This is a genomic window from Candidatus Methanoperedens nitratireducens (assembly GCF_000685155.1).
Lineage (GTDB): Archaea > Halobacteriota > Methanosarcinia > Methanosarcinales > Methanoperedenaceae > Methanoperedens > Methanoperedens nitratireducens.
This window is the reverse complement of sequence record NZ_JMIY01000001.1, coordinates 584,939-602,720: the sequence shown is the minus strand read 5'-3', so window position 1 is coordinate 602,720 and position 17,782 is coordinate 584,939. Positions and strand designations below refer to the sequence as shown.

The 17,782-nt window shown below is 47.1% G+C and carries 13 protein-coding genes; 8 read left to right on the top strand and 5 right to left on the bottom strand.

The window, feature by feature from the left end; translation table 11 throughout:
* Nucleotides 1-73 precede the first annotated feature (73 nt).
* The 5 genes from ANME2D_RS03155 to ANME2D_RS03135 form a co-directional block, all read right to left on the bottom strand.
* The gene (locus tag ANME2D_RS03155) at nucleotides 74-337 is read right to left on the bottom strand and encodes a DUF3303 domain-containing protein (protein WP_048089074.1); all 264 of its coding nucleotides are present in this window, start codon (nucleotides 335-337) and stop codon (nucleotides 74-76) included.
* A 172-nt stretch (nucleotides 338-509) separates the two neighbouring features.
* Nucleotides 510-1,118 (bottom strand): methyltransferase family protein, encoded by a 609-nt coding sequence (locus tag ANME2D_RS03150; RefSeq protein ID WP_048089073.1) that lies wholly within the window; start codon nucleotides 1,116-1,118, stop codon nucleotides 510-512.
* A 32-nt stretch (nucleotides 1,119-1,150) separates the two neighbouring features.
* Complete coding sequence (locus tag ANME2D_RS03145) at nucleotides 1,151-1,918, bottom strand: SIMPL domain-containing protein (protein ID WP_048089072.1); 768 nt, start codon at nucleotides 1,916-1,918, stop codon at nucleotides 1,151-1,153.
* A gap of 127 nt (nucleotides 1,919-2,045) precedes the next feature.
* Nucleotides 2,046-2,564, bottom strand: a complete 519-nt coding sequence (locus ANME2D_RS03140; protein WP_048089071.1) for a nitroreductase family protein — start codon at nucleotides 2,562-2,564, stop codon at nucleotides 2,046-2,048.
* A 71-nt stretch (nucleotides 2,565-2,635) separates the two neighbouring features.
* The gene (locus ANME2D_RS03135) at nucleotides 2,636-4,195 is read right to left on the bottom strand and encodes a COG1470 family protein (RefSeq protein WP_157833927.1); all 1,560 of its coding nucleotides are present in this window, start codon (nucleotides 4,193-4,195) and stop codon (nucleotides 2,636-2,638) included.
* A 254-nt stretch (nucleotides 4,196-4,449) separates the two neighbouring features.
* Between ANME2D_RS03135 and ANME2D_RS03130 the strand changes: the two genes are divergently transcribed.
* The 8 genes from ANME2D_RS03130 (at nucleotide 4,450) to ANME2D_RS03095 (ending at nucleotide 17,780) form a co-directional block, all read left to right on the top strand.
* Complete coding sequence (locus tag ANME2D_RS03130; RefSeq protein WP_048089069.1) at nucleotides 4,450-5,262, top strand: helix-turn-helix transcriptional regulator; 813 nt, start codon at nucleotides 4,450-4,452, stop codon at nucleotides 5,260-5,262.
* Between the two features lie 294 nt (nucleotides 5,263-5,556).
* Entirely contained in the window at nucleotides 5,557-10,614 is a 5,058-nt protein-coding gene (locus tag ANME2D_RS03125) for a cupredoxin domain-containing protein (protein WP_241763295.1), read from the top strand.
* Between the two features lie 67 nt (nucleotides 10,615-10,681).
* On the top strand, nucleotides 10,682-12,559 hold the full coding sequence (locus ANME2D_RS03120) for a YncE family protein (protein ID WP_157833926.1): 1,878 nt from the start codon (nucleotides 10,682-10,684) through the stop codon (nucleotides 12,557-12,559).
* A 346-nt stretch (nucleotides 12,560-12,905) separates the two neighbouring features.
* Nucleotides 12,906-13,973 carry a hypothetical protein gene (locus ANME2D_RS03115; protein WP_048089067.1) on the top strand — a complete coding sequence of 356 codons (1,068 nt, stop codon included), beginning with the start codon at nucleotides 12,906-12,908 and terminating at the stop codon, nucleotides 13,971-13,973.
* Nucleotides 13,934-14,635, top strand: a complete 702-nt coding sequence (locus tag ANME2D_RS03110) for a poly(R)-hydroxyalkanoic acid synthase subunit PhaE (protein WP_157833925.1) — start codon at nucleotides 13,934-13,936, stop codon at nucleotides 14,633-14,635. The genes ANME2D_RS03115 and ANME2D_RS03110 overlap by 40 nt, the downstream gene beginning before the upstream one ends.
* Nucleotides 14,632-15,807 (top strand): class III poly(R)-hydroxyalkanoic acid synthase subunit PhaC, encoded by a 1,176-nt coding sequence (phaC, locus tag ANME2D_RS03105; protein WP_081810097.1) that lies wholly within the window; start codon nucleotides 14,632-14,634, stop codon nucleotides 15,805-15,807. The genes ANME2D_RS03110 and phaC overlap by 4 nt, the downstream gene beginning before the upstream one ends.
* The gene (locus ANME2D_RS03100; RefSeq protein ID WP_198527346.1) at nucleotides 15,786-16,544 is read left to right on the top strand and encodes a 3-oxoacyl-ACP reductase FabG; all 759 of its coding nucleotides are present in this window, start codon (nucleotides 15,786-15,788) and stop codon (nucleotides 16,542-16,544) included. Before phaC ends, ANME2D_RS03100 begins: the two co-directional genes overlap by 22 nt.
* Nucleotides 16,545-16,601: 57 nt before the next feature.
* Nucleotides 16,602-17,780: an acetyl-CoA C-acetyltransferase gene (locus tag ANME2D_RS03095; protein WP_048089064.1), complete on the top strand. Its 1,179-nt coding sequence runs from the start codon at nucleotides 16,602-16,604 to the stop codon at nucleotides 17,778-17,780.
* Nucleotides 17,781-17,782 lie beyond the last annotated feature (2 nt).

The following is a 17,782-nucleotide window of genomic DNA, read 5'->3' as shown; positions in this document are numbered from 1 at the left end:
AATTAAAACTTAGTAATGAGGCAAAATATTAGGAGCTAAACGGATCTAAAAAAACCTGAGTAAATACCTATTTTTATACCTTCGGCATGAGTTCCATTGCTATTTTAGCATCCATTACAGGGACAGAATCAACCTTAGCGATATCAGTCCATATATAGCTGGCTTCCAGGATAACTCTGGGGTCATCCACCTCATAGAGAAGGAAAATACGGTTTCCTGTTAGATCAAGCCATTCGCCAAGTACTTTCATCCCCTCAGGACTTTTTAACCCGGTTGCCCTCTTTATAACCTCGTCTCTTTTATCTGGTTCCCAGGTCCATATATCCATAAACAGCATTATCTTCTAACCTCCCCGGCATGATATTGATATTCTATCATAATAAGCTTTCCCACACAACTGAGACCGTCCGCTAATTCAAAAGCTTAAAAAGGGCGGTCTATCGCTGGCAAAAGCTGCTGAGTTAGCAGGTATTTCTATATCTGAGCAAAAATCTCAACAACTGTAGAACCTAAAATTTCGGTAGAAGCTTACCTGTGCGCTTCATATATTCAGTATATTCCCCGCCAAACTGCATTATCAGCAGCTCTTCCTCTCTTTTTATCCTCAGATATATCAATATGATAGATGCTGCGCACAGAAGCACTATCAGAAGATTGGAAGAAACAAGTGAAATACCGATAAGAAATAAAAAAATTGCAGAATACATAGGGTGCCTCACCCTGCTGTAAGGGCCGGTGGTAACAAGCCTGCCCTGATTCCCGGGCTGGATATGAAGAGCCCAGGATGCTCCAAGCGCCTGATGTGTCCATGCAAACAAAAGCAGGGATAAAAAGCTCAGCAGTGCTCCCAGCCAGCGAAGCCAGTCAGGAAGAGCGAGTGCAAAGCCTGAGATCCAATCTGGAAAAACTGCGTAGAGTACAAAGATCACAAAAAATACAAATCCTGCAAACTGTATCGATAATGCCGTTATCCTGCCCTCCAATCTTATTGATTCCCTGTCCCAGAAGACTTTCCTTCCTGTACTCCTTACTTTCAGGAAATAGTAGGCTCTGATTATGGATAGCAGCAGGATTAAAACTGAAAAGACCAGCCTGAAAGTTGTTTCATCACCTGCCATGCGTAAAAGATTACACTATATAATCAAATACCTTATTCATCCTCGATTATATATGTCACCTGCACGGATAGTGTAATCCTGGACTCGCCAGGCAGAATGGGTGTGGCGATTCTTTCTAGAGCTACTGGCGCTGAGATAAATGGCTGCAGGAGATCACCCTCACTAATCGACGATGTTTTCACACCTACTATCCTGACCTTCAGGCTCTCAGCAAGTTTATTAGCCTTATCTTCAGCATCCTCTACCGCATCTGTTATCAGTCCATCCCGAACTTGCTTCTGCATCTCTTCTGATACAATGAAGGATATGCCGCTAACCTGATTAGCACCTGCGGCTACAGACCTATCTATGATATCGCTTAGCTTATCAAGCATTTTAGTAGTCACCTGTACGCTATTGGAAGCCGAGTAACCGATTATTGTTGGTATATCGCCTTCCTCCGTGCTGTATACAGGCTGGATAGATAGGAGGGATGTTTGAATATCCCTGTCCTGAAGGCCCAGATCTTTGAGTGCACTTATAACAGCATTCATCGAGGCAGCATTTTTTTCTGAGGCTTCTTTAGCTGTCGTTGCCTGGGTAATAACACCAAGACTTATAGATGCCGTATCAGGTACTACAGGCACAGATGCTGACCCAGATACAGAAAGCCACTTCTGTTCAGAATTCTGCTCAGCAGGATTTGCATCTACCCCACCGGCCGCAGCAAAAACATAGGATTCTGCGGCTATTACCAGCACAGCTATCGAAAGGATAAATAAGAGCATATACAGTTTACTATTAGATGTTCTCTGCGACATAATCTACACACCAACCCGATCTATTGAAATGGTAATCCCTACAAAAGAACGTTCGCAAATAATAAATAAGTATTTGTCTGATAACGATCTGAGAACTTGTTTTGAGTTGTCCCAACAGGATTTTTTATCACCATGCCTCCCAGTGGACAACTTTATCTAATCCCATCCTGGGCGGCGCTGTGGGCTTCTCATCGGCATATCCTAAAGGTATAATCGCTACCGGCCTGGCTTTATCAGGAAGGCGGAGCAGCTCACTCACAGCATACCCATCAAAGGCCCCGACCCAGCATGTGGCAAGCCCTCTTGAATGTGCGGCAAGAAGCAGGTTCATTAATGCCGCTGTGATATCCTGTATTGCATAGAGTTCTCCCCGCGACCTGTATTTACGCGCCGAGCGCTCGATATTCGCAACGCCTACAATCACGATTGGGGCCTCTTCAATGAAGGGCTGGTTTAATGCTGCTTCTGTTAATTTTCGTTTAATTATTCTATCTGAAATAACAATAAAATCCCTGGCCTGAAGGTTGCCTGCCGATGGTGCCATCTGCGCAGCATTCAATAGCTCTTCGATTACATCTTTTCCAACAGCGCTATCTTTAAATCTTCTGATAGATCGTCTCTCTCTAATGGCTTCCAAGCATTCCATACACACACCTCATTTATTTTATTGTGGCTAATGATATTTAATACTGCACAGACTTTTGTTTGTTGGCAAGGTTATTCATATTTATAACTCTCGTAGCTGTGTATCGCAACCCCCCTGAAGCCTTGTTTTGATGAAAAAGAACTATTAACTTGCTTAATAGCATTCTCCAGAGCTGCCGCCCCTTCCTCATAGAAAGTAGAACCAGGATTATCCAGTTTCTGTGTCTCAAATGCTATCACAGCGGATTTGTTGATTCTGGTGGCGTAATCTATTTCATATCTCGCCCAGGCGATTGCATTGTTATAATTATCTGTGTAATCCATTATCGTAGTAATATCTGTAATATCCTGAACATGGGAACTGAGCAATCTATTACTCTTATTGTAAGTGAGCTCAAATCCGTTGCCATCGAACCAGAAGGGTATATCCACACCGAATGTTACAGCCGTTCCGCTTGATGAGATAGTGTTTTTTATGCCTGAAAGTAGCTTTAGATACTGGGCTGCCAGGTTGCTATTGACAGAACTCTTAGCCAGTGGCAGGCTATCCCCATTAGAATCTTTTTCCCATGATTTTAAGACGTATGACTCAACATCCAGACAGACACCATCAAATCTCTCATTGGTTCTTGAGTTCTTGTTGTAGTTTATTACGGCTTTGACATAGTTAGTAGCGGTTTGATGGTCGGTTGTCCATGCAGGCTCACCGTTTAGCGCATGAACGGATATGTTGTTGCTGTGAGCCCTGGCAATGAAGCTCTTAAACTGTGAGGGGCTGTTAGAGAGTCTTGAAATATCTGTGTAGAAGAACAGCGTATTGATACCATGCTCCTTTGAATATTGAATCAGTGAATCGGCTTCTTGCGATCTATCCAGTACTGTACTTGCTGCACCCCATATAAAGAGGGCACGCATCTGTTTGGGGTTACCGGATACCACAGTAAAAGCATCCTTAATATTTTTGGATCCATATTTAGGTGATTTCATCAGGCTTGTATTAGAGTTATAGCCATTCCATATACTGGTTATTGCATTATAACTGCCGTATGGGGCATCGGGAGGTAGATTCCAGCTGAAGTTTAATGTCTGCTGGCTGTTCGGGGATAGAGTATTCGTCTGTTTGGCCGGGATATTATACAGCGTCCCATCAGGTTTCCTATAGCTGAGACCAACCCAGTAGGATCTCGTGTTTCTCCCTGTGTTTTTAACAGTAACCGATGAGGATAAGGTATTCCCGGGATACTTTGTGCCAGTGGGTGGATTAAAGGAAGCTATTGAGGCTGAATCGACCTGTACAGTCCACAATGCAGGAGAACTGTATGCATTTTGAGTATCAAAAACCAGTGCTTCGATTGCATACATACCCGAGGTATTGAAAGTGTAGCTCCAGCTATCCGTACCACCTGGACCAGAGAGGGCAAAACGACTGGACTGATGTTTTCCACTCAGGTACCACTCAGTCCCTCTTAAATTTCCATCAGGGTCTGTTCCCTTCACAATAAATGTCCTGGCCTGACCGGCAGCCAGGGTTAAGCTGCTGCTGTTTGGATCATACCTGGAAGCCGATGGGGCTGTATTCTGGATCGCTGTAATCGCATATACTGTCTGTGCGCTGACCAAAATTATAATCATGGCCATAGCTGCAATTCTGAGGGCACGCCCTCTGCAAACTCTATATCTAATTATTATACCACCTGTACTCTCAGTCTAACTAAGTAAATAACATTATATAATATAAATTTATCGTTGTTAAAAAATAATAGCTATTGTTGTGCCGGATGATCCGGTTGAAATCAAAAGTTTGATATAGTTAACTGGCTAATCAGTAGTTTGATAGATAGTGGATATGTATATATCACAGACCAATAGGGGAATGGGGAGGACAAATGAGTGGTGGAATATCTGTTCCAGAGAAGACCGAAGATAACGGGGTTTTGCTTAACCTCCTGGTTCTTTCCGAGAAAAGGAAGAATCTACTCCTCCTGCTGCGTGAGGGTCCGAAGACACTGGGTGAGATCAGGGAATCTCTTCTGGTTACATCTTCAGGTATTATCCCTCAGATTCGCAAAATGGAAGAGAAGAAACTGATTTACCAGAAAAACAGGGAGTATGCCCTGACAGAGATTGGAAAAATACTGGCTGAATATTTCTATCAGTTTAAAGAGATCATGAGAATCCTGGGGGAAGATTGGAAATTCTGGAGCGAGCATAAGATCTCAGGAATCCCGGAGGAGTTTCATATGAGGCTTCATGAGCTTGGGAAATATGAGATACTAAAGAGTACACCAATAGATATCCTGAAACCCCACAGGGAATACATGAAGAACCTCCTGAATGCAAGATGGATGAAAGGAGTATCCTCTGTGCTGTATCCAGGATACCCTGAATACGTTATTGATCTGGCGCAGAGAGGCATACCTGTTTCTATCATAGTAACAAGAGAATTGCTGGAGAAGATAGAGGAGGAATACAGTGAAGAACTGGAAATAGGCTTATGTCATGATAATGTCAGCATAATGGTCTGTGATGAAAGAATTGATGTTACCTTTGCTGTGACTGACTTTTTCCTCTCGATGAGGCTCTTTCTAAAGGATGGTACATACGATTTCCACCAGAATATCCTGAGCTTTGATATATCTGCAATCAGATGGGGGGAGGATTTATTCAGTTACTATGAGAGGCGCTCCAGGAGAATTTAGCAGAATCTGAATCCAGTATATTCCAGGCGCTTTGCAATATTTCAAAGGCATTAAAACATTTTCATCGGCTTAAAATCTTAAATACCATTAAAAATGTATATTTGGAGCCTCTAAGTTAATCAGGATATGGAGCCCACAATCTGGCAAAACGCTGGATAGGTTCGATATCCGTAGTATAAAAATGGGGCTGGACAGGTTGGATAAAAAGAAAGATATTGCTTCAGTTCTTTTCCAGGCTAAGCCCTATTTTAATATCAGTATATAAATAAAAATATGTTTAAAGAGGATGGGAGTATGAAAACGGAGAATGTAATCTCTAAATCAAATGAGGGGGAAAAGACGGCAGGTAGATTACCTGCAGAAACTAGAATAAAAAAATTTGCAAGATTTTTATCGTTTTCTATTATTGTGATATCAATGCTGCCTCTTTCTATTTCCGGGGCAGGGGCTTTAGCACAGTGTGAGCGAACGATTACCGCGGATGTTGTTGCTTTAGACCAGCCGTTTTTCTACAACCGTCTTGGAGCATGGAATCCTGCAGGGATGATCTATGCTCTCAGGCGGGACGTGGTGGATGCCAGCGGCGTGCCCCTGACAGATGGTGGCGCTGCAGTACCCGGTGCTGTTTCACTACGCCCTGATAAACGCCCGCGCCCCATCGTGCTGCGAATGAACGTGGGCGATTGTCTGGAGATCAATTTCACAAATCTTCTTGCCCCGGACCCGATCGGTGACCAGCCAGCCACCCGAAATGCCTCAATCCATGTTCTGGGGATGCAGCTTGTGAATAATATAAGTGATGATGGCTCAAACGTCGGCACCAATCCTGACAGCCTTGTTGCTCCCGGCGGTAATGCAAAATACACCATCTTTGCAGAGCGTGAGAATACATACCTGCTCTACAGCACAGGTGCAACAACTGGCGGGGAGGGAGATGGCGGTTCACTGGCGTTCGGACTCTTTGGGGCCATCAATGTCGAGCCCAGGGGAGCTGAGTGGTACCGCAGTCAATTGACAGCGGCTGAACTGCAGCTTGCAACAACCGGGACAACACCTGACGGACAACCGATTATAAATTATGATTCAGTGTACCCGAACACCGAACCTTTTAAAAGCGAAGGGAAAGCCGGGCTGCCTATTATCAGGATGACAAGAGACGTGGGCGGAATCGAGGAGATCGTGCACTCGGATATCAATGCCATCATCACAGGACCGAACAGGGATAATTTCCCCAAAGGGACTTATCTACCCAATCCTGTGAATGTGCCTTTAAAATCTGATGAGAAGCGAAGCCGGAATGAGCCCTTCCGTGAATTCACGGTGATATTCCATGATGAGATCTTCGCGCTTCAGGCATTCCCGCAGTTCCAGGACCCTGTATTGGAGCATACGTTACACGGTGTCAGGGATGGATTTGCAATCAATTACGGCGCAGGCGGTGCAGGTGCTGAGATTCTCGCCAACCGCCTTGGCGTCGGGCCTATGTTTGATTGTGTTGAATGCAAGTACGAGGAGTTCTTCCTCACCTCATGGGCTGTGGGTGACCCTGCAATGGTAGTGGATATTCCTGCCAATGCGGTGGATAAATCAGGAAAACTGATCCCGGGACCAAAGGCAACCAGGACTCTTTACCCTGATGACCCATCCAATGTATTTCCAAGCTATATCGGCGACCATGTTAAAATAAGGAACCTGCATGCAGGACCGAAAGAGCATCACCTCTTCCACCTCCATGCCCAGCAGTGGCTCTTTACACCTGACAGCGATAACTCAACCTACCTGGATGGACAGATGGTAGGTCCGGGAAGCGGATACACGTACGAGATCGCATACAACGGCGCTGGCAACCGTAACAAGCAGGTTGGAGATGCCATTTTCCATTGCCACTTCTATCCGCATTTTGCACAGGGAATGTGGGCACTCTGGCGCATTCAGGATGTGTTTGAATCCGGGACTGCTCTTGATGAAGATGGGAATCCCACGCCGGGTTCACGCGCTTATCCCGATGCTGAGATAAAAAACGGCACCCCTATTCCTGCGACTGTGCCAATCCCTGGCAGGCCCATGGCGCCCATGCCTGGAGCACAGGTGCAGATTATCAATGGACAGATCAATATAACCCCCCTGCCTGACAAGGGTGAGATCGGAAATCCGGGCTATCCGTTCTTCATTCCAGGCCTGGCCGGCCACCGCCCGCCAAAGCCTCCGCTCGATACCCTGGATGACGGCGGGCTGCCGCGCCATATAATCGTTAGCGGCGAGGCTGATTCAGTCCAGAACCGGCTGGACTTCAGCAAGGAACTTCGCAAAGCCACAGCAATAGCTCTCCCTGAAGAGGGAACGCCGGCTGAGCTGGCTGCCATGGCGTACCACTCCAATCGTACACATCAAAGCTTCAGGACTGATGGTACCCCGGCCTATTTCTTCACCAACGGCCGGCCGCCTGTGCCGGGCGCGCCATATGCAGACCCATGTGTTGATGACTATGGAAAGGCCGCTGGCGCTCCCCGCAACTATTCGGCAGCGGTCATCCAGCTTGACCTCGTAATGAACAAGGTGGGCTGGCACTTTCCGCAGTCCCGCATCATCACGCTGTGGGGTGATGTTAACGCTACATTGAACGGGACAAGGCCGCCTGAGCCGTTCTTTTTCCGAGCCAACACCAACGACTGCATCAACTTCAACCACACCAACCTTGTTCCCAAAGAATACGAACTGGACGATTACCAGGTGAGGACGCCCACAGACATTATCGGACAGCACATCCACCTGGTGAAGTTCGATGTCACTTCATCTGATGGATCAGCCAATGGGTGGAATTACGAAGATGGCACCTTCAGCCCGGGTGAAGTGATTGAGCGTATCGATGCCATCAAGGCAGCCGGTGGAAGCTGGATACCTGTTCAAGGAGGGCCAAATAGAGAGGATCTGGAGCCAAGGCCGCATCCCTTCTTTGGTGAAAGTATCGGAGGACTAAGCGCACTCGGAGCCCAGACAACTATCCAGCGCTGGTATGCAGATAATGTCCTGAATAACAGAGGGGAGGACAGGACGCTGCGCACCGCTTTCTCGCACGACCACTTCAGTCCCTCCACTGCCCAGCAGACAGGGCTCTACGCAAGCCTTCTGGTAGAACCTGAAAAATCCACATGGCGCAACTCTGAGACGGGTGAGATCCTCGGCACGCGCTTCGACGGAGGGCCTACAAGCTGGAGGGCTGATATTCTTACAAAGGACAAGAAAAACAGCTACCGTGAGTTCGCGTTCCAGTTCGCCGACTTCCAGCCTGCATATAAGGCTGGCGGCGGTTTAGATGAGAATGGCAACCCCATACCTGACCCGGAAAATGTGATCAACCCGCCTGCAAGAGAGGAAGTCGGTTTGCCCTTCCTGCTTGCCAGGCCAGATAAATGCCCTGGCGGTGTTCCTCTGCCCTGTCCGGAGGCCATATCTGCTGATGATATCGGCACGATGACCGTGAACTACCGGAATGAGCCTGTGGCGCTGCGCGTGCTTAATGCAGCAACCAGTACGCAGGCTTCCGGCCCTGCCGGGGATCTGTCGTTTGCCTTCCAGTCAAGAACAGACAGAGCCATACCCCAGCTCAACACGCAGTTCGGGGATACCCCGTACCCGCCGCTGACCGCAGGAGTGCAACCTGGCGACCCGTTCACGCCGATTTTACGTGCATACGAGAATGACAGTGTCCAGATCCGTATACAGGTTGGTGCCCACGAGGAGGGACACAACACCAATATACATGGAATCAGGTGGCTGCAGGAACCATCAGATCCAAATTCAGGTTACCGCAACTCGCAGGCGATGGGGATTGACGATCACTTCGAATTCGTGGTGCCCCCGCTTTCAGCCGTGAAAGGCAACACTCCCTTTGCAGACTACATGTACCAGACGGGTTCAGCATCGGATGACCTGTGGAACGGCCTGTGGGGAATTATGCGCGCATACAACGGCGGCACTGGTCTGCAACCAGATCTGCTGACCCTGCCCAGTAATCCCGGCGGCAAGGCGCCTCCGAATAGAAATCCAAGAGACTTCAGTGGCGTTTGTCCGAGGAACGCACCCAGCAGGAAATTAAGCATCACAGCAGTTACAGCACAGCAGGTCCTGCCCGGGGGCACGCTTGTGTACAACAACCGTACAGAGAACGGGGGGGCTCTCAACGATCCCACTGCTATCCTGTACATCAATACGAGAGACATTGATAAGAAGACAGGAAAACTGAAGCCTGGCGTGCCCGTCGAGCCGCTTATCCTGCGTGCAAATGCAGGAGACTGCATTGATGTTACGCTGACCAATAATCTGCCGGAAACACTTCCTGACCTGGCAGGCTTCAGCACCCTGCCCATGATCGTGGAGAACTTCAATGCCAATCAGGTTGCTCCTTCTAACCAGGTGGGACTGCACCCGCAACTGCTCGAGTATGATATAACATCGAGTGACGGCGCCAACGCGGGCTTCAATGATGTTCAGACCGTTGGACCCGGAGGTGTTGCCAAGTATCGATGGTATGCAGGCAAGATCACAGTGAATCCTGACGGCACCCGCGTCGCCACACCCGTGGAGTTCGGCGCAACCAACCTGATCTCATCAGATCCGATCAAGCACAGCAGCAAGGGCGCTATCGGGGCTCTGATCATAGAGCCACAGGGCTCGAACTGGACTGAAGATGCAGACTCCCGCGCGTCTGCAACCGTTACACTGCCCGACGGCACGGGTTTCCGCGAGTTTGTCCTGCTCTTCCAGGACGATGTGAACCTGCGCTTCGGATCGGACGTGACACTGCCTTTCAGCAAGACTATTAGCCGTATGTTCGCTGCCGGAGATGCTGTCCCGAATCTGGCAGAGGAGGAAGACCCTGAAGACTCAGGCCAGAAAGCACTCAACTACCGCACCGAGCCGATATGGAAGCGCATGGGTTTTGCGCCGGATGCCGATCTGGAATTCACACGCACCTTTGACTTTAGCAATGCGCTCTCAAATGCGCAGGTTGGCGGCGATCCTGTAACCCCTGTGTTCACGGCCAGGGCTGGAACCCAGGTCAGATTCCGCATACTTGAGCCGGGCGGACATGCACGCAACCATGTCTTCCAGGTACACGGCCATATCTGGGAGCGCGAGCCCTACACAAATAACTCCACGAAGATCGGAGACAATCCGCTTTCACAGTGGATAGGGGCCCAGGAAGGCCATGGGCCGTCTGATCACTTCGATATCGTCCTGAAGAATGGGGCGGGAGGCGCTTTCAATGTCACGGGTGACTACCTCTACAGGAACCAGGCCTCATTCGCATTTGATGGAGGACAGTGGGGCATCCTGCGCGTGACGCCATAGCCGTGTGCATGAGTGCGGCCCGATCAGGCTGCACTTAAAACTTTTTGGCTGGTAAATGGTGAAGAACATGGTTGAATATAAGCAGCGCATAAAAATAGCCATTATCATCTCAATTAGCATTCTCACCGCCATCTCTGCGCTGATATTCATCATCAGCGGGGAAGAGTCCCGGGATGGGATAGCAATCGAGTTCACAACCCGGGTACTTGATAATAATAACAGCGCACTGGAAGAGAACCATCAGAACAACCTTTCGGCAGGAAAAGAAGCGCTGCTTATATTCCGGCTCAAAAACAATAAGACAGGGGAACCCATCTCAGGCCTCACACCTGAGATCAGCTTCTATGTACCAGGTGAAGATGATGATAGCGAGCACAGACACTTAGATGATTGTGACAGAGAGCTGAATCTGGCAAAGCTCCAGCTCTTTGTCCTTAACAGTGAGCGGGGCACAATAGAGGTGCTTGATACCTTCGGTAGCCACGACTCAAGGCCCCGGCCGATACAGAACATGGGGCTCATGACCTCAAAGCTCATAGCGCTCAGGGGCTCACCCGGACAGAAGATAGGGGATATGGTGGCAGGAAGATACGGGGATTTCCTCTATGCAACGGTACCCAACGAGAATCAGGTAGCGGTAGTCAACACCATAAGCCACGAGGTGATAAAATATATCGACGTGGACGCCATGCCTGGCCTGATGTTCCTCCAGCCACGGAGCAGGTACCTATGGGTAAGCAACGAGGGCGGAAGCAGTGTCAGTATAATCGATACCGAAAATAACACCCTGGTAAAAACAATCGCAACAGGAAAGGGCTACCATGAGATAGCCTTCTCTCAGGAGAACGCCTATGTAACAAATAACCAGAGTGATACAGTTTCGGTGATCAGGCTCAACGATCTCACAAAGACAGGGTACACAAGAGTGGATGGGGAACCCTACGGGATCGACTACTCAAATGCAAGTAATGAGGTTTATGTCACAAACAGGCACTCAGGTACAGTCACTGTGATAGACCCAAAAACCCATAATATCAAAAAACTTATTCAGCTGAGCCCTGGTATAGAGACTATCAGGTTCTCGCCTGATGGGCGCCGCGGGGTGGTGCTCAACAGATACGAAGACTCAGCCTACATAATCGATGCTGAAACGGGCAGCCTTATCAAGACCGTGAAAACAGGAGAAGCACCAGACTCTGTTGTATTTATGGAGGAATACGCTCTGATACGCAACACCTACAGCAACGATGTGACCTACATCAGCATGATCGACCCTGAGATATCTAATAATGAGCTTGTTGGAGGTCAGCCTCCTTTTTATGGAAAAAAGCACAGCATTATAACCAATCCCTACGGTGATGAGGCAGTGATAACAAGCCCGGGAGATAACAGAATATACTTCATGCATAAGATGTACGGCCAGCCAATGGTCATGACATCAGCGGCCGTAGATTATGGTTCAGATACTGCAGCCATAGTCGAGAATAAAATACATGAGACAGTACCTGGTACATACCAGCAGTACATCAAACTCGATAGAGATGGCGCCTATGATATAGTATTTAGAACCCAGAGAATTAATGCCACATTCAGAATAGATGTTCTGCCTGACCAGATGACAGGGCTTAAGACTACAGCACTATTCAACAGGACATTCATACCAGGAAGCACCTCAGTCCTGCAATATCGCATAGCAGATAGAAGAACAGGGCTGCCAGAAGAGAACCTGACAGACCTGATATTCATTATTATCAAACCGTCGACAGGTAAAGGAACCTGGACAAAACGGTTTTCCTCAAAATACATAGGAAGCGGGATATATGAGGCAGAAGTAACATTACCTGAGGAAGGAATATATATGGTCACTCTGGCTTCGGGTGCTCTTGGCAATAGAGGATACGATACGGCATACGACTACATCACAGTGAGAAATACTACCATTTAGCCGTGGCATCATAATTCGCCTTGAATTTATATAAATATATTTACTGTAAAAAAGCTGGGGCAAGTATCGACCCTGCCGCAGCAAGACGATTCCGTAAAAGAGAGTGGCGGCGGGCTACCGCCGCTACCATGGCTTCATATATATAATGATTAATAAAGCAAAAAAAGTCTTATATCAGAGAATGACATTTTAAGTGTAGAGATGTGGGTTTGCAAGTATTGTCAGGAACATATAATTGCAAATTAATGTGTAAATTTATAATAAACCATTAGATTATAAATTTACACCAATCAAATATCTTTATATTAAATAAAGAACGTCTCTAAAATAGGAGGAGTTAGTTAGTATGATGAAAACAGGCGAAGTGAGAAAAGGTATTTTTGATGTATGGGCTGATAGCTATACAACTGTTGCAAAAATGTGGGAGGATACATATGTAAATCTGTATAAACCGTGGATTGAATCTACAGGGGAACTGATTGAGAAGGCTGCTGAACTCCCAAAAGAGACTAAACCTGAGGGGTACAGGGAATTTTATGATGAATGGATGAGGATGTACCAGAATACCTTTGGTAGATTATATCCGATCCCGACCAGGGTACCCGATAGAGAGGCGCTTGAGAGATTCGTGGCCAGTGCAGAGGATCTGGGTAACCTCTTCAGATCATGGGCTAACGAGCTTGAGGAGAACACCAAAAAGACCCAGGAGATGCTCATGGGTGAGCCTGATCCTGAGAAATACAGGATGTCCTACGAGACGTGGACCAGGTCATATGGAAAAATACTCGATGATTTCCTTGCAATGCCAGCCAGGGAAAGTACAAGGGAGATATTTGAGAGTTACACAGGCATGCCGAATATCTACTTAAGAAATTTCGCGCAGGTATCAAAACTCTGGAGAGATACTTATAGAAATATATACTGGCCGATGGTTGATTCCATGATGAGGCTTACCGGGCGAATGACAGAGATCTCAAGAGGAGGCGCAAGCCCTGAGGCCTACAGGGAATTTTATAATCAATGGATGGATATGTACAGGGAGACCTACAGCGGGTTATTTAATGTTCAGGCCATGAGACCCTCAAGGGAGATGCTTGATAATTTCTTGCAGAGTACAGATATCTATCTGAACATGTATAAATCCTGGATGACTGCACTTGAGAAGATGTCAGAGAGGACTATGGATCTATCAAGGCGCACCGCTGATCCAGAGGCGGTTCGAGAATTCTACAGTACATGGACGAAGATGTACGAGAGGGCTTTTGATGATTTCTTCAAGAATATGCCCATGATGGGTCCGATGAGACAGATGATGGAGCCTGTAAAGAATTCAGCCAGGATATATGCAGATACGTTTGCCACCATGGCAAACATGTGGATGAGGCCACCCCCCAGTCCAGCAAGCCGGGTCTAGATATGGATGATAGATCAAGCTTTGAATACACACATGAAGTTTTTGATCTGTGGTTAAAGACATACGAAGCTACTACTGGCAGGTTACTTGAGATACCTGCCGTGGGGCCTGCACGTGAGAGAATCGAAAAACTGGCGAAGAATGCCTCTGTCTCTGTTAACCTCTATTCAGCATGGATGGAATCTGTCATCAATTTCCAGAATGTGTTCATGGAGGCCATGCGCAGGATGGGTGAGAAGATGCTGGTAGGGGCGAAGGGAGAGATCATTCCCGATCAATATAAAGATTTTTATAGTATCTGGATTGAAACATACAGTGAAACGTTCAAAGAATTCTTTAAAACAAGTCATTTCTCTTCAGATATGGGAACGTTCATATCGTATTACATGGAATTCATGAAAAATAATCGGGAAATGCTTGAGGAGAATTATCTTAAGCCATTGAACTTTATCCCTACAAAAAGTGAGATCGATGATATAAATTATGAAGTGTATTCTCTTAAGAAGACAGAGAAGGATTTAGCCAGCCAGGTCAAAAAGCTCTCAGAGAGTACAAGGGATCTTCCTACAAAGGCTGATATCGATAGTATAAACCAGGAGCTGCAATCCCTCAGGAGAGCAGTGGATGATTTAATCAGGAGAACCGGGGGGGGAGGGAAATGAGCACACCTGCGCCTGCACCTGTAACACCTGCGTACACGTACGCAACTGACTTAATAGAAGATACCAGAAGATTCGTAAAAGGAATGGAGATATTGCTGGAGCATCCCGAGGAGATCACCGTGGCAACAACGCCTCATGAGGTAGTCTACACAGAAGATAAGATGAAACTTATGCATTATATCCCCACGGTAGAGAGAACATCTCCAGTTCCGGTATTCATAATATATGCATGTGTGAACCGCTACTATATCCTTGACCTGCAGCCTGAGAAAAGCGTTGTAAGGAAGCTGCTTGATGAGGGTCTTGATGTCTATATTATTGACTGGGGATACCCATCAGGCTCTGATCGATACCTCACGCTTAACGATTATGTGGAGGGCTACGTAAACAATGCCGTGGACAAGATCAGAGAACTGTCAGGATCTGATAAGGTTACGCTCTTTGGCGTATGCCAGGGAGGGACAATTTCTGTTATGTACGCCACACTGCATCCTGAAAAGGTGAAGAACCTGGTCACTTTAGTGACACCTATAAACTTTGATACCGATAAAGGACTTCTTCATATCTGGGCAAAAGCACTTGATGTGGACAGGGTCGTGGATTTCTATGGCATAGTGCCGGGGGACCTGTTGAACATAGGGTTCCTGTTAACAGACCCGTTCAGGCTTCTGATTGACAAATATGTAGGCATGTTTGAGCGACTTGAATGCAAAACTGATGATAAAGAATGTCAGCGCAGGAATGAAGAGATCATCAAGAATTTTCTTAGAATGGAGAAATGGATATTCGATAGCCCTGGACAGGCAGGAGAAGCATACAGGCAGTTCATGAAGGATCTATATCAGAAGAACCTCCTCATCAAGAACGAGATGATGCTCGATGGGAAGAGGATCGATCTGAGAAAGATAACCATGCCACTGCTTAATGTCATGGCCGAAACCGATCATCTGGTTCCAAATGAGGCAAGTCTACCGCTGGCTGATGCTGTATCGAGTGAGGACAAAGAGACGCTTGTCTTCCCGACCGGACACATAGGTATCTTTGTTGGCTCCAGATCCCAAAAAGAGGTCGTTCCCAGGATCGCAGAGTGGCTAAAACCCAGATCTCTTCCTGAAGGAGCACAGGAGAAAGGTAAAAGAGCAAGGGGAAAATCAAGGGGGAGAACAGGATAAGACTTAAAGACAAAGTTGCAATCATTACAGGGGCAGGAAGCGGTATTGGCAAAGAGACTGCACTGCTGTTCGCCAGGGAAGGAGCGAGTATAGCTACAATTGGAAGGACACTGGAGACGATAGAAAAAGTTTGCAATGAAATAAATGAGAGTGGAGGAAGGGCAATCTGTGTTAGAGGGGATGTCACAAGTAGAGAAGACCTGAGGAGATTTGTTAATGAGGTTATCAATAGATTCGGGAGAATTGATATTCTGATAAATAATGCAGGTATTAACCAGGATGCTCTGGTCACAAAAATGACTGAGAAGCAGTGGGACAGCGTTATCAATGTAGATCTTAAAGGGGCTTTCAATTGCATCCAGGCAGTAGTTGATATCATGATCAATCAGGGGAGTGGCGTAATTATCAATGCGTCCTCTATTACAGGAATATATGGCAATATCGGGCAGGTAAATTATACCTCAGCCAAGGCCGGGTTGATTGGACTGACAAAGACCCTGGCAAAAGAACTTGGAAGGAAAGGCATAAGGACCAATGCAGTAGCCCCTGGATTTGTAGAGACTCCTATGACCGGAAAGGTGCCTGAAAAATTTATTAAAATGACGATTGAAAAAACACCCCTCCGCAGGCTGGGAGAACCTATTGATGTTGCGTATGCATACCTGTATCTTGCCTCGGATGAGGCGGGGTTTGTCAATGGGGCAGTGCTCGGCGTGGATGGTGGACTGGTCATATAATGCAACGGTCATTGTGCTGGACATTATATCTGATATGTTAAAGTAGGTGGGAATAAAATGAATAAAGTAGTTATTGTATCTGCAACAAGAACCGCAGTAGGAAAATTTGGAGGAACTCTTAAAGACATGCCGGCTGGACAGCTCGGTTCAGTGGTATTGAAGGATGCCCTGAAACGGGTAGACCTTGATCCTGGTGAAGTGGATGAAGTCATCATGGGGAATGTGATCGCAGGCGGCCAGGGCATGAATGTAGCAAGACAATCCTCGATCTGGGCAGGGATCCCGGATAAGGTACCTGCCTATGCTGTGAACAAAGTATGCGGCTCTGGTTTGAAATCTGTTGTCCTTGGTGCCCAGTCCATAATGCTTGGTGATCAGGATATTGTCCTTGCTGGCGGGGTAGAGTCCATGTCAACATCAGTGTATGCGCTCAAGAAAGCCCGCTGGGGAATAAGGATGGGGAATGATGAAGTTACAGACACGATGGTATACGATGGGTTATGGGATATCTTCAAGAATGTCCATATGGGAATAACGGCAGAGAATATAGCAGAGAGGTACAGCATTTCCAGGGAAGAGCAGGATGAATTCTCTGCAAAAAGCCAGAGTAAAGCAGAAGCTGCGATCAAGGCAGGTAAGTTCAAAGAGGAGATTGTTCCGGTAACAGTTCCACAGCCAAAGGGCGAACCGATAGTCTTTGATACAGATGAGTTTCCCAGGTTCGGCACGACTGCAGGTATTCTATCAAGACTGAAACCAGCATTTAAAAAGAACGGTACAGTAACTGCTGGCAATTCATCAGGTGTCAATGATGGATCTGCTGCTGTTCTTTTGATGTCTGAACAGAAAGCAAAAGAAAAAGGACTTGAACCCATGGCAACTATCATAGGCTACGGGTACTGTGGCATACCTCCTGAGATAATGGGTATGGGGCCTGTTTGTGCAACCAGAGTAGCCCTTAAGCGCGCGGGTTTAACCATGGATGATATCGATCTGGTAGAGGAGAATGAGGCATTTGCAGCCCAGTCAATTGCGGTCGATAGGGAACTGGGCTGGGATGTAAATATAGCTAATGTTAACGGCGGCTCTATCGCCCTCGGACACCCAATAGGGGCCACAGGTTCAAGGATACTGGCCACACTTCTGTATGAGTTAAGAAGAAGGGACGGTACGTACGGCCTTGCAACCATGTGCATTGGCGGGGGTATGGGTATTGCCGTGGTAGTAAAGAGGTAGGT